Genomic DNA, 21,733 nt, shown 5'->3' on the forward strand with positions numbered 1-21,733 from the left:
ATTTCAAGCTTTGCCATTAAGGTACATCCAGGACATCAAATTTAATTCTATTAACGCTCGTAGCTACTACTCGGTCACGCCACGTGCATAGTCATTGCCAGTTTGGGCTGGATATGCGGGAAAACCCAATAATAATCTTGTAATCGCTGAAAGATAGTTTTACCCATTTGAATTCCCTTTTGCTTTGGCGCTCTTGTTTCGACTAAAATACCAAGTTGATTCCGGAGATAGTGGAAGGATTTTGCTGACACTCCATACAAAAGAAACTTGCGAAATCTATAACCCCATTAAAGTATATAATGGATCCCATGAGTATAAGCTAGCCTCAATAGTTTTAAATTTGCACCTCTAGGATGCACTTCTCCCCTTTCCCATTTTTGATAAGTTGAGGGGGTAACATTCAATATTTTAGCCATAACTGTTTGGCTCAGATTCTCTTTTATTCGCATTTTCTTGATTTCATTTGCCTGAAGTTCCTTAACTTCACTAACATTCAGAAGCTCAATTTCTCTAATTGTAATCGGATCTAAACGGATATCTCTGGCTGCTTCTAGTACAGCCTCAATAATTTTACTCATCATGTACCTCCAATAACGAACCGCTATCTAACAATTCAGCAATTTCCTTCTCAGAATAAGCGAATAAAGATTTGGCAAAAATTTTAAGAGCCCGCTCCTCATTAGAGGAAATATTATCTTTCGCATTTTTTCAAAGCCAAAAATGAAATAACAATTTTTGCCCTTTTTGAAGGCAACAATCGTTCTAGTGCTACCACTCTTCCCTCTTCCTTTATTAGCGACCCTTTTTTTGATGATCCCACCACCATAATTAGCTTCATAAATATCATTAGATATTTCCTGAGCAGCAATGAGAAGGCGTTTATCGCTAATTTCATTCTTGACAGCCCATTTACAAAAAGTTTTTGTTTTTATAATTCGCATAATATGAGTTCACTATAGTAAACATTACTATAGCAAATTTTAGTATAGTGAGCAATTTACTATGAAATATTCCGCCGTAACATTATTTCTCAAATAGATGCCTCGGGTAATTTAATTAAACCACCGTTTTTGTAAACTCTTCAATTTTTAAGTCTCAAGTTGATTTTGCTTCAATGAGTTTAAATAACTGTTTCAATTAATTATTGTTTAATTTGTACTGATTCAACCTTTTATTGAACTGCTGGCTGAGTTTATCGAGCTGTATATCAATATGAGCCCCCCTTCCCCGCCTTTTTTAATCGCTGCTGTGCTTGTTGATGGCGATACCTTGATTTTTGAATTATGGCGTAGCTGGCAATAGCTTAAATTCTTTCTCTGAGCAATAGTCTTGCTAAAAATGAGAGGCAATCCGTTGGCGAAGGGTCACACTCTTGCCAATATAAATGGGCAATTCCCTATGATCCCCATAGAAAGATACACTTCAGGCGAGTTAGTCATTGCTGCCACCATCGCGGTTGCCGCAGGGGCTATACTTACCATGCTCGTTGACACCATGATTCCGGAAGCTTTCGCAGTAGCCATAATTTTGCAGGTCTGAAGGATAGTCAATCCCGTAGTTCTACGGTATTTTTTTATCGCACCCTGGTTTAAAATAATCCTTCCCTAAAGATCCGTTTGCAAAGTAAATTCACACCTCAGCACTTTAAAAAAGTCAGCCCACCATGAATGAAAAGAAAGAAAAAAACGATAGCCAAACCCCTTTACGTGAAAATCTTGGAAAAGCCGCTGATGTCATTGCAGATTCTGCAAGGCAGGTTAACCGAAGTGCCAAAGCTGTTGGAGAAAGTATTCCTTATGTAGGAAAAATTTCAAGAGCGGCAACGGTTGTATCGGACGCTGCCAAAGATACCGAATACGGTTTTGGTGAAAGCCTGGTGTGCAATGGACTCAAGAATGTTGTCGAAGTGGGGGCTGGTGCGGGGGTCGTGACATGGGGGTTAGTGCGCGGAGCAGCTGTTGGTGGTCTTGCCGCTGGCGGGCCTGTACCCAATCCCTATGTTAAAGGAGCCGGCGCCATAATTGGGGGATTAACCGGGGCAAAATTAGCGTCTGACGCGGTTGCTCCAATCGTTAAGCCGCTTGGCGAAGTTACCCGGAATGTTTGCCATGCCACATTTGGCTGGTTAAACGGCCGAAATATGCCTGCATCGCCAAAAGCAGAGCAAAAGCAGGCAGCACAGCAACAGGCGTCAACGAACACCGCCCGTTATCAGGCGACTAATCTGCATTCTAAAAATACCTCTTTCCAGCAATTCATCTGCACAAGTAACCAGTTTAATTTATCTTATCAGCCGCGTTATTTCGCATTTAATAATCTTTCAATGATGACCTGGAGTGCGCAACAACAGGCGGTCAGGGAATTTCAGCTGCGCTACGGCTTCATGTCGCCATCGATTGAGTCGGCGATTTACCGTGAAGTTTCGTTATCAACGTCTTCCTGGAATAGCGCTTATTTCCAAACATTGGGCTTGGCAGATTTTTCGCATGTGCTTATGGCAACTAATCTGGTCAGTAGCTTTAACGCGTATAATATAGCCAACAGAGTCTACTCCCAAATGGAGGCATCCGGGGAAATTGGCGGTGTTGCTTCTGAAGTATCCCTTATTGAGAACCTCCTCAACAGTGAGGCGCATGCAGTTACCGATCATTTCTATCTGTGCTTTCCCGAGAACAAAATGTCTGTTTCTGATGAGTGGTTTAGTCAGGTTCAGCATGAACTTTACAATGCCTATCACAAAGAAAAGACCCTGCCGATTTTTAGTTTGCACATTAATCAACAGGGTTTTAACTATTCCGTTTTGCCTAAGGCATTACAAGACACATCGGTCGGCAGGCTCATTGGCTTCCTGGATTTCTGGCTGAAAGGCTATTTAAATGGTGGCATTTTTGATGAGGCGTTTTTAGAGCGATGGCATGAGCAGGAAAATTGTGATGATGCTTTTTTAAGAGCCAACATGATTGACCTTAAGAAATACTGCAAAGAGAAGATGCCGGGCCTTGCTTATATTTCATTGCGCGAGTTGGAAAGCCGTTATGGAGTACAATATAAATCAAGCGATTCAGCTTATCAGCAGCCTTTCATGACCTCATTTCGCATTATTTCCATACTTCCAAAAATCGAAACGATTGACAATATGCTGCTTCCCCATCCCGATATAAGGATTGAGTACAGTGTTGATTTAATGCCGGACTATAAGCAATATGTCGATTCCTATTTATTGGAACATGGAAAATATCCCCCGGAATATGAGAGCAATTTACGCTGCTATGAATTGTTTGCCCAGGAAGTGGCTGAAAAAATGCCGCAACTGCAGTTCTGTAAAGAGCTATTCAAGCGTTTAGGGATAATCACTGTACTGTCATATCTTTATGTAACCTTCGAGAAGATGGGCAAGCTTCCTCAGCTTCCGCCTTTAAAAGAGGCAGCTATTCATCCCCATTTCCCAAAATCTTTACCGCCAATTCCAGTTCGTCATTTTCAGACCTATCCTTTGAGCATTCAGTTTAATGAGATACTTGAGCGCTTCAGGCAGACAGAGGGGCGTGAGCAAAGCGATCAATTATTTTCCGAGCTTTTTAAATTTAAAAAAGCAGAGGCGCTTCCCAAGGGCATTGCCGAGAAAATGCAGGCAAGTGTTATTTCGCTCATTAAGGAAAAACTAAGCCCTAAGCTTCCGCAGGGTGAAGCAGTTGAGATTAATGAAGATGAGAGTGAGCGAATCACAAAAGCCGCGAGTGATTACTTACTGAATAATATTCGCCAATTGCACAGCATCATTGAGAAAGCCGCTAACAAAATGGCCGCCGGCTTGACCAGGGAACAGCAAGCGATGGCCAAAGAAAAAGCATTGGCCTCGCGGATTGAATATGTCATAGGCGCCATTACTCAAAAGCAGGCAATATTAGAGGCTGAATGGAAAAAAGATCCTCGGAAAGCACAGGACGGAATTCTTGCGGTAATTCCGGAAGACACTCTGGTAAAAGACAAAGAGGGAAAATTAATCTCATTGCGGGCGAGCATACGCGATAATTTCAAGGCTATCCAACAAAATCTGGACACTACGAAACAAGCTGCTATTTCTGAAATTAAACAGAAAAGCGACTCGAATTTAGCCGATGATTTCGCAGAGCTGTCAAAAGCCTATGAGGCTGGATTGCTGGCAAATAAAGAGCGTCATGAAAAACAGGCTGCAGAAGCTTTTTCCCAACAAATCACAGCGCTTAAAGATCTTATTATCAAGCAGCTTGAGGAAGCAATAAAAAAAATCGAAGTCAACAAAAAGGCTCAGGTCGACGCTGTACCGGTGCATCTCCGTGCAGCTAATGAGGTTCAAATTACGGCGTTCATTAAAGGGGAGAACGACCGGATTGAAGGGATTCGACAGTCGATTGAGCTGGTTAAACTTGAAGCGAGCGAAATAACTCCCGGGACAAGCCCAAATCCTGAAGAGGCTATACAATTATTGCGCACCAGAAAAACCGAGCTGACAGCACTAATTAACCCACAAGTTGAAAAATTCATTAAAGAAGACAGCGAAAAATTAAAAGAAAAGTATGATGAGGAAATAATAAAATGCAAACAGCATTATACAACCCTTAGCCAGGAACAGGCTAAAAATATCGAAGCGGCGGTAGCCGAAGACATTATCAGTGCGTGTTATCAGGAGGCATTAGGACAGTTGGGGTATTATTTCGCCCATGAAATAAAACGACTTACCAGTTATCTGCAGAATATACAGCATCTCATTGATTGCCTGCTTTCTCACAAGGAAATCGCAGAAAATCCAGTCAGTAAGCAATACACCCACAGCTTCGTCTCTTTCACCAGCTCGGATTTAACACGAAAATATGTCGGCGGCTGTGCTCCCGAGCTTCCCAATATAAAAGCTGCCCCGCTGCCGCATGGGGAATTATTTGAAGAGTCACTGTCTGCCGCTTTTAAAGCGGGCAGACAAGACAAAGTCAGCTTTCAGTTCCAAGGGCAAAGCTATATTGCTTATCGATTAAGAGCCAAAGATTCTGAACTGGTGCTCGCTGATTCAGAGGAACATAAGGCACTGGATACTCTGGCCGTGGAGGCGATTAATCGCATAAATAATGATGCCGCCCAGGCTGTGCATTTAAGTCAGGAAAGCTTAAAAACAATTGTTGACAGCAATGGCGCCACCCTGATGCACTATGCGTCAGCATCATTAAATCCTGCTATTTTAAAAACTATATTCCAGGCAAACGGTGTAGAAGTGCTTCGACTGGCGGATAAAGCAGGTAATTTGCCGGTGCACATGGCAGCACAATCGGGTCATGTAGAAGCGCTGCGGTTAATGCTTGGCATTGCCCCTGATCTGGTGAACGCCAAAAACAAACGTGGACTGACACCGCTCATGCTGGCTGTGCAGCATGGTAAACAAGAGGTAATGGAAGCATTGCAGCTCGCAGGAGCCGATTTTAACTATGCGCTTCCCAATGGTCTATTTCCCTTGTTCATGGCGTTCCAGAAAAATTTCAGATCGCTTGCATTATGGATGATGGAGCATGTCCCTGGACTGGATCTCAATCAAATGATTGACAGCCGTATGACCAGTTTACACCTGGCCATTCAAGGCGGTGAAATAGAAGCAGCCAAAGAGCTGGTTCGCCGAAAAGCCCGGCCGGACATCCGCAGAAAATCCGATGGCTACACCGCGTTTCATTGTGCGGCGTCTCAGGGTGAAGTTGAACTGCTTCAAATCATGTTAGCGGCTAACCCGGATTTAGCCGTGGATATGCCTTTGGAGTCTAAAAAAACAGCCTTGCATCTTGCGGCACAGGCAGGACAGTTAGCTGCAGTTCAGTTTCTCATTGGAAAAGGCGCTTTAATCGATGCCCAAAACCTGGAAGGAGAAACCCCATTAGTCCTCGCTATTAAGGCGGGACAGCTTGAAACAGCCCAATGGCTTGCTGAGCGGGCAGCTGTTAACCAGCCTAATCATAAAAAACAGACTGCTTCACAATTAGCTATTCAGTATGCGCTGCCTGCCGTTAGCGATATCTTGTTCAGGCGCGGTGAAGACTATCACGCCAAAGACAGAAATGGCTTTTCAAGTCTGTATTTTCTGGTGCGCAATGGGGATTATGCACGCGTCAGGCAGTTGCTTCGAAAGAATGTAAATTTCAGGGAGATGTATGAAGGCAATAGCTTAACAGCGATAGCGGCGCAGTTTGGCCATTTTCTCATTGTTTATGCTTTGCTTGAAAAAGGTGTTGCCTATAAAACCTCTTCATCGCTGACTCTGCTTGATTGTGCAGTAATGGCTGATGAAATTGGTTATTTGCGGGATAATCTGCAAGAAGACAATGATCTGACCGCTTTGAGTTTGAAGGCAATTCAAAATAGAGCATTTTCCTGCCTGGAATATTTATTCAAAAAAGGTCAAAAGAACTCTATTCAGACGTCTCTTTTAATAGCTGCGGCAATTGAAAGTAATGATGAAAAAATAGCTTCTTTGGTTTTCAGATACTGCAAAGATATCGATCAGCCGCTGGATACTGAGAGAAACTATCCAGTCCACATCGCGATAAAGACTGGCGCCCATCGTATTTTACCCTTGTTAAAGGAAAGGGCTTGTCAATTTGCAAGTGTTAACAGCAGGCAGCAAACGGCTTTTCATTTGGCTGTAAAACAGGACGATGCTGCGCTCCTTAAACGTTTGTTTAAATTAAGCCTGCCGAGTGAATGGCCGAGAGACTTGTTTCTATTGGAAGAAGTGTCTGCTGATATTCGTAAGCTGCTCAGTAAATATGAAAAGCGTCAATCCCCCTCTCGAGAGGCTGCTAAATCAAAAGGCGCTCCAGTTCAGCCCTCCCCTGCTCCCAGCAAGCCGCTTCCTACCCCTGTTCTTGATAAAAAGGGGAGGAAGGTTATAAAAAAATTCAAACTGCATCTACAAAAACTGCAATTTGATAAAGCATTGTCATTATTTAACAAAGAAAAAATTCTGTTGACGGCTTTCAAGTCCACAAAAGGGGCTTCTTTACTGCAACATCTTATCGCAAATACCTATCATCTGACTTCACTTCAGGCAGGTGAAGAAGGCTTGGCCCTGGGTAATCTTGATTCCTCTTTGGAAAAATTGTTGGCCGCCTTAAATAAGGATGGAGTCTCTCCTGGTTTGTTTAAAGGAGATAAAAATGTATTACGGGCGATTATCAATGCAAATGATGACGCAACGGCATGCTACCGCTTTGATGTCGTGGTCAAGTATTTTCCTGACTGCATTGCCGATTTAATTTCCGACAAAATCCGCGGCCTGAGTATGCTGCAGTTAGCTTCAGCAAAGTCACATAGCTTGCTCTTTACCAAAATGGATGCGGTCTGCCGTAGTGCTGAAACATCGGATCATAATGGTTTGCATGAAGCCATAAAGGCCAACAAGTATGAACTGGTGAAACAGTTGCTGCCCTATTATGCGGTTAACCGCCCCAATCATAAAGGGCAGACTGCCCTGATGTTTGCAGCAGCCACCGGCAATGTCGCCTTAATGAACCTGCTGCTAAAAGAAGGGGCACGAGTTGATCAGGTTGATTTAAAAGGTAATAGTGCCTTGCATTATGCCCTTGAGAAGCCGTCTGAGGCCGCCGCATTAACGCTTCTTCCTCTGATGAAAACACCCAATCAGAGCAACCGTCTGGGCATAACGCCAATGATGTTAGCTGCTGCCAAGGAATCGCTGCCTGTCTTGCGATACCTTTGCGAGTCGGGACATAGCATTTCCTCTGTTGATCAATCCGGAAACAACGCCCTTCATTATGCGGCGATGCTTGGAAAAGTAAAAAGTATTGTGTATCTGGCGAGGCAGGGCTTTGATTTAAATCAACCCGAGACACCTGAGGGGACTAAAAAACTTGAAAAAAGTGCGAGACGAACCGCTTTGCATCTGGCTGCTTTGAATGGACATGTTAAAGCCGTACTTTGTCTGCTCGAGTTAAAAGCTGACCTTGAAAAAGAGGATAAGCATGGCTTTGGGGTATGCGAGTATGCCATTTATTCGAAGAATCAGGAAATGCTGGATTTTGTTAAATTAATCCCGCTTTATCATAGCAAAGAACGCAATCGATCGCTTTTGCATGCAGCTGTAACAAAAAATAACAAATATGCATTGGCAGAGCTGATTCTGGACGATGTAGATCTCAATGTCCTGGATAAGAATGGGCGATCTGCTTTGCACTTGGCCTGTATTAACGATGCCAGGGACGCTGCTGCGCTGTTGCTCAAAGGTGGGGATCTTGTTCTCAATGATACTGATCGGCTTGGGTATGCGCCGATTCACTATGCTGCCCAACTTAATCATGTGGGTTTGATTGAATTGCTGGCTAAAGCGGGTGCAAATCTGAATCAACCAGCAAGCGGCAATGGCACTGCATTACACCTCGCTTGCCAGAATGGCAAGATGCCTGCAGTGCTGGAATTGATAAAGCATGGAGCTGATTTAAACCCCATCAATGCTGATGGTTTAACGCCTGCACAAACGGCTCTGGGTAAAGGGCATTTTAGAATTGTCAGGGCACTGGTGCAAGCGGGAGATAAAAGTATAAGCCCTGCAAGTTTTGCCCATTTACCCAAGGAGCGAAATGACGAGTTAAATCGCGCGCTTAGCCAATACCATTCAGTGTCTAAAGTGAATGAAGGTTTAATGATGCACAGTTTCTATAAAAGCCTTCATAAGCCGATGCAGCCATCAGCTGAGCAGTTAAAAACAAACGTCCCAAGCTAATGTTTTAAGAGAAAATACTAATGAGAACCCCTGAATCGTATCAATCGGCAACTTTTCAAAGTCAAAAAGAGGCAGTCCTGGATGAAGTGGATTATTTTTCGCATCAAAAGAAAGCAGAAATTTTTTTCAAGAATTTCCATACAGTGCCCTCCTGGCAGCAATGGAATCAGTTTTGTAATCATTTAAATGCCAGCCAGGATAAGACAGCCGAGAAATTTTTATTACAGGAGCTTGTTTTTCAATGTTTTGAGCAGCCTTTGGCTGTGAAGGAATTGGCGCAGCTTATCACCCTGGCTTCCTATTTTAAATCAGTTTATGGCCTTGAACTGTATCGAAGATTATTAGAGGCAGAAGTACCAGATAGCGAACGCCGAATTGCCGATTACCTTGCTGTCATGCAATTACTGATTAATCTCCAGGATGTCAAAGGAATTTCTTCTCTGCTTAAGAGCCACCTGCCTGATCTACAGGCACTGCGCAAGGCTCTGCAGTCAGAATATGGTCTTTATCTGGAAAAGCGTTATCCCAACAGCGATATCGATACAGTTTTGGAGCGCTTTGCAACGGCTGATGAGTTTACGGCAAACCCCTTGCCCGCGGCAGTCCTACAGCGTTTTAAACCGGAATATCTTGGCATCAGGGCAAAGGCAAAAACACTTGAGGAATTGAGCCAGAATGCTTTGAAAACTTCATTTCTCGAAGCGGCAAAACGATCTCGTGAGCAACAGGATAATGAAGCCAAGCAAATAATGATTGCTGTAATTATCGAAACCCTGCGCCGCTTTTTTAAAATATCCCCTTACGATACTCAAATCATGGCCCTATTGGCTTTAATAGGTCAGGAAGAGACGGATATCAAGGGTTGGATTGCCCAAATCAGAACGGGCGAGGGCAAGTCGACTATCTCTGCCATGTTGGTTGCCTTTCTGGCGGGACAGGGGCATTTTGTCGATGTCATCACGTCTTCTTCAGTGCTGGCAATCCGCGATTACAGAAAGTATGCAGAGTTTTTTGAAGCCCTGGGAATATCCAGCTCCCACATCAGCCGTGTCGAGCAGAAGCAAGCGCATTTCCATGCACAGGTTTTGTTTGGTACAAATTGGGATTATGAATTTGCACAATTAAGAGACGGTCTGAATAAGGAAAAGTTACGGTTTTCTTACAATCTAAATGGAGAGCTTGTCCCTCGCACCCACGACGCTGCGGTGGTTGACGAGGTGGATAATCTCCTGCTGAATACAACCGGTGCTGCCCGTATTTCCTATCCTGGAAAAGACGATTTAACCTGGATTTACGCGCCAATCCTGAAATTCACTATAGAAACTGTGAAAGCAGGCCGAATTACTCCAGAACATATTTCAAAACTAAGAAATCACCTGGGTATGGAGTTTAACAGCCCCGCGTTTATGAAGGAGTTACGCTCGCTATCGGATACTGCCCTCAGCCGATGGATTAAAAGCGCGCAAATTGCTTATTACTACAAGAAAGAAGGGAGAGATTATATTATTCAGGCGGATGACATTCGCATTGTTGATTATTCCAATACCGGAAGTATTAGTGAAGGATGCCAGTGGCAGCATGGTATCCATCAAATGCTGCAAGCCAGGCATCAACTGAAAATAACGCCTCAGTCCCTCATGGTGGCTTCCATTTCCCATCCGTCCATGTTTAATGAGTATCAATTGCTCTTTGGTTTAACAGGAACAATGGGAGAGAAAATTGAGCGGGAGGAAGTTCAGGATATTTATAAAATAAAGAGCTTCGATGTCCCGCCGCATTTTCCCTGCCAGCGAAAGACATTGCCTCCCAGAATTCTCGATGATATTCCTAATCAGTACCTGGCTATATATCAACGCATTCAGGAAATGCAGGCGCTTAACAGGCCAGTGCTGGTGCTTTTTGAAAGTATCGCTGAAACCGAGCGATTTAATGCATATCTTGTTGAAAAAGGCATTAACAGCCAGTTGTTAAATGAAACCCAGCGGGAATCGGGCGAGTACATTATTGCGCGAGCCGGACAGGAAAGGATGGTGACGATTGCCACCAATATTGCAGGAAGGGGAACTGATATTATCCTGTCTCCCGGAAGTAAGGCTGCCGGCGGATTGCATTTTATTTTCACCTTTCATCCTGAGGATTCCAGAGTACAGGAACAAGGGGATGGGCGCTCTGCAAGGCAGGGAGAACCGGGCAGCTCGGAAATGATTTTACAAGCCAAAGATCCCAATATATTAACTTTATTAAGCAACCAATCACTGGATTCTTTAGTCAAGAATTGGCTCAAGGGGACAAATGAAGAAAAAATAAATTTTCTTCGTCAGCTAAGAAACGAGCAGACCGAAAGGCATTCGAAAGAACGCCGCTATAGTTCAAAACTGGAAACAATGCTCTACAGCGTATTAAAGGAGTTTTTCAGCAAACTGCAGGAAATTCGTGAGGATTTTGATACCCTGAGCCAGGAAGAGTGGCAGCAATCCTGTCAGATTAATGCAGCGCCTTCACAGGGAGATCCTTTAGTGCATTCTCCTGCCTGGCATTCGCTTTGCAACAGGGCCAGGATTTTGCTTGGTTATCACTCAGAAGGCAAGGCGGTCGATTGGTCCTCCTTCATTGAACAGTATAAGCAGCTTTTCATTGAATCGATTAACGAGGAATGGGCTTCTTTTTATAGCACACTGGACCATACTGTCCGGGATATGGATCTTAAACTGGCTGAAAAAACGATTCAGGAGAATTTCGCCAAACTGAACCTGGCAAGAATGAATAAAGAATCCGCCTTTGCAGGTCTTAGCCATCTATTGTATCAAGCCAGTCTTCCACAGGAGGAGGCAGCGAAGAAAGTTCAGTCAGGATTTTTTTCGCTGAAACCGCGTGAGTTATATGATAAAGCAGTGGCTCATTATAAGCTGGAGGATTACCAAACGGCATTCAACTATTGTGTGGCTGCAAAAGAAAGCTATGAGCAAAACAAGGGATCCGATTTGGAATTAGGGTATTGCTATTCGGTGCTAGGGTCTTGTAATGCGAAGAAGAATCTGATTCCTGAAAGTATTAATGCATTTGAAAAGGCGCTTTCGCTATTTTATCCACTTAACAACAATAAAGAGCATGCTGAATTATTGAAGCGTACGCAGAATAAATTTAATGATTCTATGAATCTTGGTAAATTTGATTTTAAATTTATTTATGACAAGGCAGTAAAAAATTATCAGGCGGAAGCTTATGTCGTCGCGGTGTATCAATTATTGTATTTAATAAGCTATTTTCCTGGACAGGCCAAAGACGAGCGTGCAATTTGCTACTCTACATTGGCGTCCTGTTACAATAAATTGAAACAAAGCGAAGAAGCTGATGCCGCTTGCATAGAGGGGATTAAGCTTGCTAAAGAGGCGGGTAAGTTACAGTTGGCGGGGAGGATTTCGGATAAGAAAGAGAGCTTTGATGCGGCCAGGGTGTCGGGGGTGTCAGCAGGGTTGTGATTTTGTTGAGCATTAGGTTACCTTTTTCAAGAACGTATGCCTAAGCTTATGCGGCGTAAACTTAAACTGTTCATGTTCTGGCAAAAATGCCAAAACTTGCTGTAAAACCCGCTGACAGATTCGGTATATGTTACGAGTATTGACTCTATTCCCTGCCCTATTTACAAACAGAGGTTCGTTGGTAATCGCTACTCCGCTTCTAATTGGAGTATCACCCATTTTACCTGCGCATTCATCTCTCTATTAAGTGCACTTCATCGTTTCATTGATACCGAATCATATACTTCCAAAAAAGTAGTCTTCAAAAAAATCAACAATCCATTTGAGGAGTGAACGGCTTTTGAAACTGAATGTCCAAAATAAAATCATTCAGTTTTGCATAGTCGAGCTGGATTTCGTAAATCATAACCCCTTTTTGATAATGAGCCAGGCGAAATGGAAGCTTGATATTGCCAACTTCTCGCCAATCGGATTCTAATCGGTACTCTTCAGAACTGCCGATAGCATTCACTAACCCGGTTGATAAATCAAAACAATAAGCACGCTTCGGATTTCCTTCGTTAGCTTGAATACATTGACTGTTCTCTGGCGCCCATGCGGGTGAGAAATCCATCATCTTAAACTTAGTGAACTCGTTTCTTACCCAAAGCAAGTCACGATTAGCGCGCTCTGCTGTGAGATGCATATATTGAATTAGTGCTTTGTCATCAGTTAATTCATATTGATTACCAGTCCATTGCCAAAAAGATATCCCATCAGTCCCCCTGTCGTATTCTATCTGTCTGCCTTTTATTTGCTCACGTAATTTATTGGGGTAAATAATATCGGTGTGGTAGCAAAAGTTTTCTTTAGTACCTTGCTGATAAAAAGAAATCTGCCCGTATCGTGAGATAGATTGCATTTCCATCAAGGCATTTTCGCCACCACTAGCCTCTATATGCCGTGAAATCAGTTTCTCAACTTGCGGATCACTTAGAATGCTCGCAATCCCTATTGAAGGGAGCAATAACATCAGTGCAAGACATTTGATAAGAGATGGCATCATATCGATACGCATATAATGATGTTTGTTGCTAACATAGAGGCCCTTGATACAAGAGTTGAAATTTAGCACATAACTAACATCGAACTCAAATCAGATACACATCCTTCAGTGGGTAGTATACAAACTTTTTCAGGAAATCAACCCCAATATTTAATTAAAAATTGGATCTAAAAAGCTTGACTATGACGTTGCGTCATACACTAACCTTGGATACAAGGAGGAAAAAACGATGAAACAATGGCGGCCAAAAGAGTTTGCAAATCTTGTCCAAGTGTCCGTACGTACGCTGCATCACTATGACAAAATTGGTTTACTCAAACCCAGTTTGCGTCAAAGTAATAATTATCGTTTGTACTCTGAAAAGGATTTATTAAAGCTGCAACAAATTATTGCACTTAAATTTTTGGGGTTTGAACTCACTCAAATCCAGGAATTACTTACCAGAAATGATAATGCACCAGACCATCTTGCCATGCAATCAAGGTGCTTACGGGAAAAGGCAGCTTCATTAATGGAGGCAAGTGCGATATTAGACCGCATCTCGCAAGATTGCAGCAATAATAAACCCATTCCCTGGAAAAAAGTAATCGAACTAATCGAGGTATATAAAATGGCGCAACAACTAGAAAATGCATGGGTTAAAGAAATCTTTACACCTAATGAACTGAAAGATTATGCAAAATTTGAAACTGAGTTAAGAACAAACTCAACTCCAGAACAAAAGGAGACGTTTGAAAAAAACTGGTTTCATCTGGTTGAAGAGTTTAAAAACAGCCTGTGTGACGATCCTAATTCCGAAACGGGTATTCGTCTAGGGAAAAAATTGATGGACTGGGTCAATAACCTATACGGCAAAAAATATGCTCATCTTCGGACGAAAAAATTCGAAAAAGGCTTTGCTGAGGGAAAGGGACTTGACGAGCATGGCTTGACGCCAGAAATCGTTTGCTGGATGGATAAGGCAATGAATGCTTATTTGAAACAACGTGCCTATGCCATTCTGAATAATGTAGGAAAAATTTCTTCATCTGAGCTATTGCAAAGCTGGAATCAGTTAATGGATGAAATATGTGGAGTGCAAGGAGATAAAAAGTCTGCGATTACAGTCATTGCTCTACAGGATGAAAAAATCAGCCAAGAAGCAAAGGAGTGGTTAAAATCTGTATACAAGCTATGAAATGTTCGAGCAATGTCGTTCTTCAAAGGCAACCGGCTCCGGCAGGAATACCTGGCCCTTAACAGGGCCAGGGTGATCTGTCTATTCAGTAGATACCAGTTCAAATCGAGCATCCAGCGAATGCATTACATCTTTAATCACACCATCCGTTTCATGAAGATCTCTTAAAGAATACCCGACCGTAATATGAGGATGAAAATGTCTCGGATTCCAGGCATCTTTATTACCGCCATTTTTGACGAATTCTTCATAAACTAATTGCCGAATTTGCAATAAATTTTTAGATTTTACGATAAGAAAATAAGTTTCCTCTGCTTTATCATTAATGCTTGCGACACCTCTTCCCAACCCCAAAATTTTCACATCCGAGTTTTGAATACTATTCTCTATGGCAATCTCTTCAATTCGTTCTATGCTGACAAACTTTTTAATGACTTCGGAGTATTCTGGGGGTGTTATCACTGTGATATGCGCTTCCCCATCTTCATTCCATCCTGTGAAAAATCGCAAGGAATATTGCAGATAGCTTGAGAGTTCCTCTCGTATTGATTTAATTGGCTGGTATTGAATATTCATCGCGATCGCAGTATCGAAAGGACCTGATCCCCGATGCGATTCAAAGGGAAGACTGCCATTAACATAAATATTTTTTGAAAGAGAGATTTGTTCGGCTGCGTAGTCACTCATACTGGCGAGAAGTAATACACCGATAGATATTATTTTAAATATTAGATTCAACATTCCCTGTTTCATAACTTTTCTGTATTTGGGTTTAGTCTGTGTGGATACTAACAGAGACCTATAAAGCAGTCGAGAAGTAAGTATACAGACCTAAAGCAAGCGCGCTGATTAACAAGCGCTTGCAAATAATAGTTCACAAATTACTACAGCTGATAAAGCCCTTTTTCTGGTGTTTCCTTAAATGAATTAACAGTGGATACTGGAGATTGTGTATTAAATACTCCAAGTTGCGACATAATTTCGGCATTTTCTATCAATGGCTTAAACGTTTGTAATTCGTATCGCACCAGTCCTTTATTACTTTTTGTTACGGTTTTAGATTTATTTTCGGTGATGTGATAACCGCGGCTTTCATAAAATGACATGGCTGGTTCGAGATCTACCTGGGTAGTAACGCGTAAGCGGCTGATTTGCTGGGTTTTACAATATTCTTCAATATGATTCATCAATGCATGACCAATCCCATTCCTGCGAAACTCAGCGGCTACACTTAAATGATGTAAAGTAACCATTTTCTTTGCATCCTTAGGTTGGTAAGTGGTCCGCATAAGTCCAGCACAACCGACTACTTTATCATCAAGAATAGCAACCCAGAACCGCTGATTAAATTGAGGCCAGTTTTCTTTGCTTTGGCTATCAAAAGTATCTAAATGCTTTCTAATTTTTTCGCACATTGGAGACTCTTCTGTTGTATTTAAACCGTTTGCAATGATTTGTTGAACAGAACTCCTATCTTTAGCTTCGTATGCTCGAATCACTGGCGATAATTTTGCTTTTTTCTCGGTTCCAATGCTCTCGGGAGTGGTATCTTTTCGCTTTAGACTTGTTTTCTCGTTTCGTTTAAGGGAGTGTAAAATTGATTTCATAAATACATATTTTTAATTTTAAAGCTAACATATTACACCATCTGATTAAAAACAGTCAAAATACTGGTTTATACCAAATGGTTTTGGTCTATCTAAATGCAAGATATTCGTTGATAAACTGATCAATTGTTTCTTTGGAATGATTCTGCATTACAATAAAATGAGCTTGTTTACCTAATACTGCAAGCTGCCATTTGTCAACCAGACCAGGATTTGGAAGATCAAAAACAAGTGTAGTGGAGTAATTGTTCAGCAAGCAATTTTGTTGATTGTCACACATTTTTTTAGCGAAATATTCTGCGTTCAGACGACAGGTTTCTACCTCGGTTTTAAACTCATCTTTTCTCTGCATGATACTATACCAAAGAAATAATGCGGCATGGCCATTTCGGGAACCCGATATTGTTGCATCATTAGAGTTTAAATATTCAATGAAATTGCAAAATTTTTTCGCTACTGACTTATAAGTCAAAATAATTCCACATGGAAAAGGAACACCAATAAACTTGTGCCCTGATATGGCAATACTATGAATGTTGGCGTGGAAATTAATCATGTCTGGGGCTAAATATGGAACTAACATACCCCCCAATGCAGCATCACAGTGAATGTAGTACTCTTTGATTCCTTTTTCTTCGAAGCATGCTGAAATCTGATTGATATCATCAATCGCCCCCTTAAACGTTGTACCTATATTTAAATTTAAAATAACAGGACGCGTAGAATCCAGTTCATGATAAAGTTGCTGATAGTCTAACTCTCCATTGGATTGTGATTTAATTTCTTTATAGGGTATGCAAAATATCTTGGCAGCTTTTTTTATAGAGTAATGAGTATCTTCTGAAAAATAGAGAACTCCATTGGGATAATATTCTCTTGCTAATAACATGGCATGTAAATTACTCTCAGTGCCGCAATGGGTAATATATCCCCACCAGTTGCTGCACTTGTATAATTCTGCAAAAAACTCGAGAACCTCCAGTTCAAATTCCCTGCTTTCAATTTGATAATTGGATCGCACAAATGGATCGCCCAGATTATTGAGTGAAAATTTCAGAAAAGGTATTAACTCGTCATAGTTATAATTGAGATTATAAGGGTAACCCGCATGAGTCGTTGTTTTTTCCTTTAGTTTTGCCAGATACATTGCAAGCTTCTGAGGCATGTCATTCATTTTTTTTCAGCTAAAATAATGAGAATCTCTATCGTTTAGTTTAGTATGCATCATTAAATCATGCGCAAATATTAAGCAAATGACTAGCTGAAATATTAGTTCTACGTCTGATATACCCTACCCTCTGAGCTCTCATCAAATATCGAAATGGCTGTCTTGCGATCTGACAACATGAAATTTCTATGCTAGGCTTTTAGGTTCCCCATTAATAATCGATTAAGGAAAATCACTTATGAAGAAACTTATCTTATCACTTGGCTTGTCTTTGTTACCTGTGTGTAATACCGTTTTTGCAGATACTGATAATCAAGTTGGTGTAGATAATCCATTTGGTTCAAACGTAATCATCTTCGATCCCTCTATGCCCGCCAGTGAAATCAATAACAGGATTCTTCAAATCTACAATCAGCAAAATAATCCTGCGAACAGCTACTCTGTTGATTTCTCTGATAATCGCTATGCGTTTATATTCATGCCGGGAAAATACGGCACAGCTTCATCACCAGTTGATGTGCGTGTTGGAGTGTATACCTCTGTTGTCGGTGCGGGACAAAAGCCCGATGATGTCGTCATAACCGGTGCCGTGCGTACTCAGGATAGACCCAATCTGGGTGGAGTCACCACCGTATTCTGGCGCTCAATGGAAAATCTTGCAATTATTCCTACCCTGGGCTCTCTTACTGATGGCTCTATTCCTAAAAACCAGAATGTCTGGGCGGTCTCTCAGGCATCACCAGCAAGACGCATTCACGTAATGGGCGATTTGCGTTTAAATGATGTAAGCTGGTCAAGCGGCGGCTTACTTGCAGACTCAAGGGTGGATGGAACCATTTATTCAGGTACACAGCAACAATATCTGACAAGAAATACCCAGTTTAAAGCCTGGAATGGCAGTAACTGGAACATGGTGTTTGTGGGTATTACACCGGGAAGTCAGATACCTGCGGGTAATTGGCCCAATCCACCTTACAGTATCATTGATAAAGTGCCTTTGATTAAAGAAAAACCTTATTTGGTATTTGATAAACTTACCAATCAATTCGCACTAAATGTAAGAACGCGTCGGAAAAATGTTTCCGGTACTGACTGGCATATTGCAGGCAAAAACCTGCCGATATCGTCATTTTATATGGTAAAACCAGGGGATAGTGCAGCCTCAATCAACGCAGCTTTACGACAGGGAAGCAATCTTTTCATCACCCCAGGCGTCTATCATTTAACAGAAACCATTAATGTCACGAGAAAAAATACAATTATATATGGGATGGGATATCCGACCTTCGTTTCCGATACAGGCAAACCAATCATGAATGTTAGTGATGTTGAAGGGGTTCAGCTAGCTGGCTTTATGATCGATGGTGGTCCAGTTTCGGCCCCTGTTTTGCTGCAGGTAGGTGCCTCAGCGAACAATACAACCCATGTTGATCCTGTTTTCATTGATGATGTGTATTGTCGTGTAGGCGGACCCAATAACTACAAGAGTACTGCTGGAAGCTGTATGGTTATTAACAGCAATGATGTGGTTATTGATAACACCTGGTTATGGCGTGCAGATCATGGCTCGAATGTGGGCTGGACTCAAAACGCCGGTGATTATGGCATTATCATCAATGGCAATAATGTCAAAACCTACAACCTTATGTCCGAGCATTTTGAAAAATACAACGTCGTATGGAATGGAAATGGCGGAATAATGTATGAGTTTCAATCGGAGCCTGCCTATGATGTTCCCAGCCAGCAAGAGTGGATGGATGGAAATATTAATGGCTACGCTGTTTATAAAGTGGGAAGCAATGTGACTACTCATACAGCGATTGGTTTTGGTGTCTACACCAACTTCAAAAACGCTATTTGGATGGACAGTGCCATTTTAGCTCCCAAAGTACCCGGGGTTAATTTATCGCATATAATTGGCTTTTGGCTGGGTGCGAATGGTAACTCAGGTTATAGACATTCAGTTAATAACGATGGCTGTGGTGTAAGTCAGAACAGCAGACTTTGCCATTATTCCAAGTGGCAGTGAAGGGCCTGACTTTAGAAATCTTCCGGCTGACTCTCAATGCGATCCGAGTCAGCCAGAACAACTCAATCAGGCTTATGCCCATAAATCAGTAATCTAACTGCTTCTTTTTTTTGATATATACTCAAGATAACCGCATCGGCCTGGATAGAGTTACCTGTTATTGAAAGGGATACAATGAGTCTTTTTAAATTTTATCAAAGCTTATTCAGATATCAGAAAAAACAGCCTTTATTGTTTTCACTTTTATTTATCTCCGTTATCCTTTCGGTAGTGTTTCAATGCATTCAACCTGTGATCGTCGAGTGGTTAATTAATGATGTTTTAAAAACAAATAATATTTCTCTGTTAGCGCTGACGATGTTTCTCTTACTTGCTAACTATATCCTTTTTATTTTTGCTTTTCTGATGCGCACAAAAATTCTGTCCACTATGGGGGCAAAGATTATCAGCCATTTGAGATATAAAATGTTTGTTATTCTTCAGAATTTAAATCTGAACTCCTATTACAAAAAACAATCCTCTCCTCTGATCTCCTATTTTAGTGAACATCTTGCACTTATTGAAAGTACTACCCTGTTTTCAACCTGGAGTATTTTGAGTGATGTTTTACTTTGTTTTATTGCTGGAGCCCTTCTGTTTTATTTTGACTGGATTATTGCTCTGATTATTTTACCCAGCCTGGTAATAATTCTGGCGCTGCCACGTTTCTTTTTCAGAAAAACTGCGCAGGCAATAAGCGATAAACAAAAAATGGATGCCCAAATACTGGATAACATTCAAGAAAATATTAGAATGCAGGACGTAATACGATTAGAGCTTCTAAAAGAGTTCAAAAAAAACAGATTCAAATCCTTTCTTACACAATCAACAGAGGCTAATTATAGATATAACATCAATTTAGGTCTTTCCAGTGCCTCTTTGCTAATAGGCATCAATTTTTCCATGCTTTTGATTTATATTCTGGGAGGAGTCCTGGTATTTTTTCATTTATTAAGCATGGGCTCGTTTATTGCATTTATCCTGTTATTTAGAAATTTCTTATCAGCAGTAAATAGCATCAGCAACACCTTGCCTGTGATTATGCGCTGTGCGTCAAGCTTGAAGATCATTGAAGATTTACTGGAGATGGAAAATACACCCGGTAAAGAAGTTTTTCTTCCACGACTTGAGAAAGGAATTTATATAAAAGACGTTACCTTTAGTTATGATGACAGAACCGTCCTGAAACAGATTAGTTTTAAAATTGCAGCAGGACAATTCCTTGGGATTGTTGGCCTGAGCGGCTCAGGTAAAAGCACCCTTTTAAAACTTATTCTAAAGGAAATTACTCCTGCTTCAGGTACTATCTTTTTTGATTCAACAGATTATCGTGACTTCACCCAGGAAACATTGCTTGCGCAGACTTCGGTGGTATTGCAGGAACCCAAGCTTTTTGAGGGAAGCATCCTGGAAAACATCAGAATGGGCCGTTTGGACGCATCAGAAAATGAAATTATTGAGGCCGCAAAACAGGCTGGAATTCACAATGAAATTATGCAGCTTCCTGATACCTATGATACGCTTATAGGCCCTAAAAACTCAGATCTTTCTGGCGGCCAGAAACAAAGGATCTGTATAGCCCGTGCACTGGTTGCCAACCCTGCGATTCTTTGTCTGGATGAAGCAAGCTCAGCCCTGGATCCTTTTTCTTCTTCACTAATCGACGAAACCATCGATAAATTAACCGGCTTGCACACAATTATTTCGATAACACACAGGCTAAGTTCGGTTGTCAATGCTGATTTGATACTGGTTATGAAGGAAGGTGAAATTGTGGAATCGGGTAACCACAGCACTCTGGTTAATCAAAATGGATTTTATAATCAGCTATGGAATAAACAAAAAGGCTTCACCTTAATGCCGGAACAGGGCTTTGTGCGAGTTAATCCTGCATGGCTTGAACACATACCTCTTTTTGCGGATTTCGATAAAGAGCTCATGGTCGACATTGCGAACAACATGACTACCGAGCGATTTGACAGACATGAAATTGTGTTTAAACAAGGTGAACAAGGGGACAAGTTTTATATTATTGCTATCGGTATGGTTGATGTGTTTTCTATTGAAGATGGCGAAGAAATAATTATCGCAAGCTTAAGTGATGGCGACTTTTTTGGAGAAGTCGCCTTGCTTTATAATTGTGAGCGAAATGCCACTGTCAAAACAAGTTCGACCTGCCTGTTTTTGTCTCTGTCTTCCGATGGTTTTTATAAAATTATTGAACATTTACCGAAAGAGAAAAAGGACTATTTGCTTGAGAAGGCCTATGCTCGTTTGAGCGGCGAACAAAAATTAAAAAACATCCATGCTCGTTTTACAGTTTAATAGTTTCTGAGCTTAGTACATTGCTCTTGTTCAAAGTAAGCATTCAATATAATGCTGCTAAATAGGACAGACAAGTTATTTATGGAACTTATTTTTCATTTATGAAAAAATG

11 protein-coding genes and 1 pseudogene are annotated in these 21,733 nt (G+C 41.4%); 6 read left to right on the plus strand and 6 right to left on the minus strand.

Going from position 1 to position 21,733, the window contains the following annotated elements; all coding sequences use genetic code 11:
* Window positions 1-287 precede the first annotated feature (287 nt).
* Both B1207_RS08390 and B1207_RS16205 read right to left on the minus strand, forming a co-directional pair.
* A complete protein-coding gene (locus tag B1207_RS08390) occupies window positions 288-581 on the minus strand; it encodes a helix-turn-helix domain-containing protein (RefSeq protein ID WP_253255814.1) in 294 nt (97 codons plus the stop codon).
* Window positions 571-941 (minus strand): annotated as a pseudogene (locus tag B1207_RS16205) (type II toxin-antitoxin system RelE/ParE family toxin). The gene B1207_RS08390 and the pseudogene B1207_RS16205 overlap by 11 nt, the downstream one beginning before the upstream one ends.
* 397 nt (window positions 942-1,338) lie before the next feature.
* On the opposite strand from B1207_RS16205, the gene B1207_RS15960 reads away from it, so the two are divergent.
* From B1207_RS15960 to B1207_RS08410, 3 genes are all read left to right on the plus strand, one after another.
* Window positions 1,339-1,539 carry a hypothetical protein gene (locus B1207_RS15960; protein WP_112219548.1) on the plus strand — a complete coding sequence of 67 codons (201 nt, stop codon included), beginning with the start codon at window positions 1,339-1,341 and terminating at the stop codon, window positions 1,537-1,539.
* A gap of 124 nt (window positions 1,540-1,663) precedes the next feature.
* Window positions 1,664-8,752 (plus strand): ankyrin repeat domain-containing protein, encoded by a 7,089-nt coding sequence (locus B1207_RS08405; RefSeq protein ID WP_112219549.1) that lies wholly within the window; start codon window positions 1,664-1,666, stop codon window positions 8,750-8,752.
* 20 nt (window positions 8,753-8,772) lie between these two features.
* Window positions 8,773-12,231 (plus strand): hypothetical protein, encoded by a 3,459-nt coding sequence (locus B1207_RS08410; protein WP_112219550.1) that lies wholly within the window; start codon window positions 8,773-8,775, stop codon window positions 12,229-12,231.
* A gap of 310 nt (window positions 12,232-12,541) precedes the next feature.
* Here B1207_RS08410 and B1207_RS08420 read toward each other — a convergent pair whose 3' ends face one another.
* A complete protein-coding gene (locus B1207_RS08420) occupies window positions 12,542-13,276 on the minus strand; it encodes a hypothetical protein (RefSeq protein WP_172458218.1) in 735 nt (244 codons plus the stop codon).
* Between the two features lie 229 nt (window positions 13,277-13,505).
* On the opposite strand from B1207_RS08420, the gene B1207_RS08425 reads away from it, so the two are divergent.
* A complete protein-coding gene (locus tag B1207_RS08425; RefSeq protein WP_112219552.1) occupies window positions 13,506-14,453 on the plus strand; it encodes a MerR family transcriptional regulator in 948 nt (315 codons plus the stop codon).
* A gap of 81 nt (window positions 14,454-14,534) precedes the next feature.
* Here the strand turns inward: B1207_RS08425 and B1207_RS08430 are convergent, their stop codons facing one another.
* The 3 genes from B1207_RS08430 to B1207_RS08440 form a co-directional block, all read right to left on the minus strand.
* The gene (locus B1207_RS08430) at window positions 14,535-15,194 is read right to left on the minus strand and encodes a 2'-5' RNA ligase family protein (RefSeq protein ID WP_172458220.1); all 660 of its coding nucleotides are present in this window, start codon (window positions 15,192-15,194) and stop codon (window positions 14,535-14,537) included.
* Between the two features lie 143 nt (window positions 15,195-15,337).
* Complete coding sequence (locus B1207_RS08435) at window positions 15,338-16,060, minus strand: GNAT family N-acetyltransferase (protein ID WP_112219554.1); 723 nt, start codon at window positions 16,058-16,060, stop codon at window positions 15,338-15,340.
* An 88-nt stretch (window positions 16,061-16,148) separates the two neighbouring features.
* Window positions 16,149-17,225, minus strand: a complete 1,077-nt coding sequence (locus tag B1207_RS08440; RefSeq protein ID WP_172458222.1) for a histidine decarboxylase — start codon at window positions 17,223-17,225, stop codon at window positions 16,149-16,151.
* 241 nt (window positions 17,226-17,466) lie between these two features.
* On the opposite strand from B1207_RS08440, the gene B1207_RS08445 reads away from it, so the two are divergent.
* The gene (locus tag B1207_RS08445) at window positions 17,467-19,257 is read left to right on the plus strand and encodes a coagulation factor 5/8 type domain-containing protein (RefSeq protein ID WP_112219556.1); all 1,791 of its coding nucleotides are present in this window, start codon (window positions 17,467-17,469) and stop codon (window positions 19,255-19,257) included.
* Window positions 19,258-19,431: 174 nt separating this feature from the next.
* Window positions 19,432-21,621 (plus strand): ATP-binding cassette domain-containing protein, encoded by a 2,190-nt coding sequence (locus B1207_RS08450; protein WP_112219557.1) that lies wholly within the window; start codon window positions 19,432-19,434, stop codon window positions 21,619-21,621.
* Window positions 21,622-21,733: the final 112 nt, after the last annotated feature.

This window comes from Legionella quinlivanii (assembly GCF_003265995.1).
Lineage (GTDB): Bacteria > Pseudomonadota > Gammaproteobacteria > Legionellales > Legionellaceae > Legionella_C > Legionella_C quinlivanii_A.

Excerpts from the sequence above, each read along its gene's own strand:
- B1207_RS08445 (WP_112219556.1), top strand. The coding sequence starts at position 17,467 with ATGAAGAAACTTATCTTATCACTTGGCTTGTCTTTGTTACCTGTGTGT.
- B1207_RS08420 (WP_172458218.1), bottom strand. The coding sequence starts at position 13,276 with ATGATGCCATCTCTTATCAAATGTCTTGCACTGATGTTATTGCTCCCT.
- B1207_RS08410 (WP_112219550.1), top strand. The coding sequence starts at position 8,773 with ATGAGAACCCCTGAATCGTATCAATCGGCAACTTTTCAAAGTCAAAAA.
- B1207_RS15960 (WP_112219548.1), top strand. The coding sequence starts at position 1,339 with ATGAGAGGCAATCCGTTGGCGAAGGGTCACACTCTTGCCAATATAAAT.
- B1207_RS08405 (WP_112219549.1), top strand. The coding sequence starts at position 1,664 with ATGAATGAAAAGAAAGAAAAAAACGATAGCCAAACCCCTTTACGTGAA.
- B1207_RS08390 (WP_253255814.1), bottom strand. The coding sequence starts at position 581 with ATGATGAGTAAAATTATTGAGGCTGTACTAGAAGCAGCCAGAGATATC.
- B1207_RS08450 (WP_112219557.1), top strand. The coding sequence starts at position 19,432 with ATGAGTCTTTTTAAATTTTATCAAAGCTTATTCAGATATCAGAAAAAA.
- B1207_RS08435 (WP_112219554.1), bottom strand. The coding sequence starts at position 16,060 with ATGAAATCAATTTTACACTCCCTTAAACGAAACGAGAAAACAAGTCTA.
- B1207_RS08430 (WP_172458220.1), bottom strand. The coding sequence starts at position 15,194 with ATGTTGAATCTAATATTTAAAATAATATCTATCGGTGTATTACTTCTC.
- B1207_RS08425 (WP_112219552.1), top strand. The coding sequence starts at position 13,506 with ATGAAACAATGGCGGCCAAAAGAGTTTGCAAATCTTGTCCAAGTGTCC.
- B1207_RS08440 (WP_172458222.1), bottom strand. The coding sequence starts at position 17,225 with ATGCCTCAGAAGCTTGCAATGTATCTGGCAAAACTAAAGGAAAAAACA.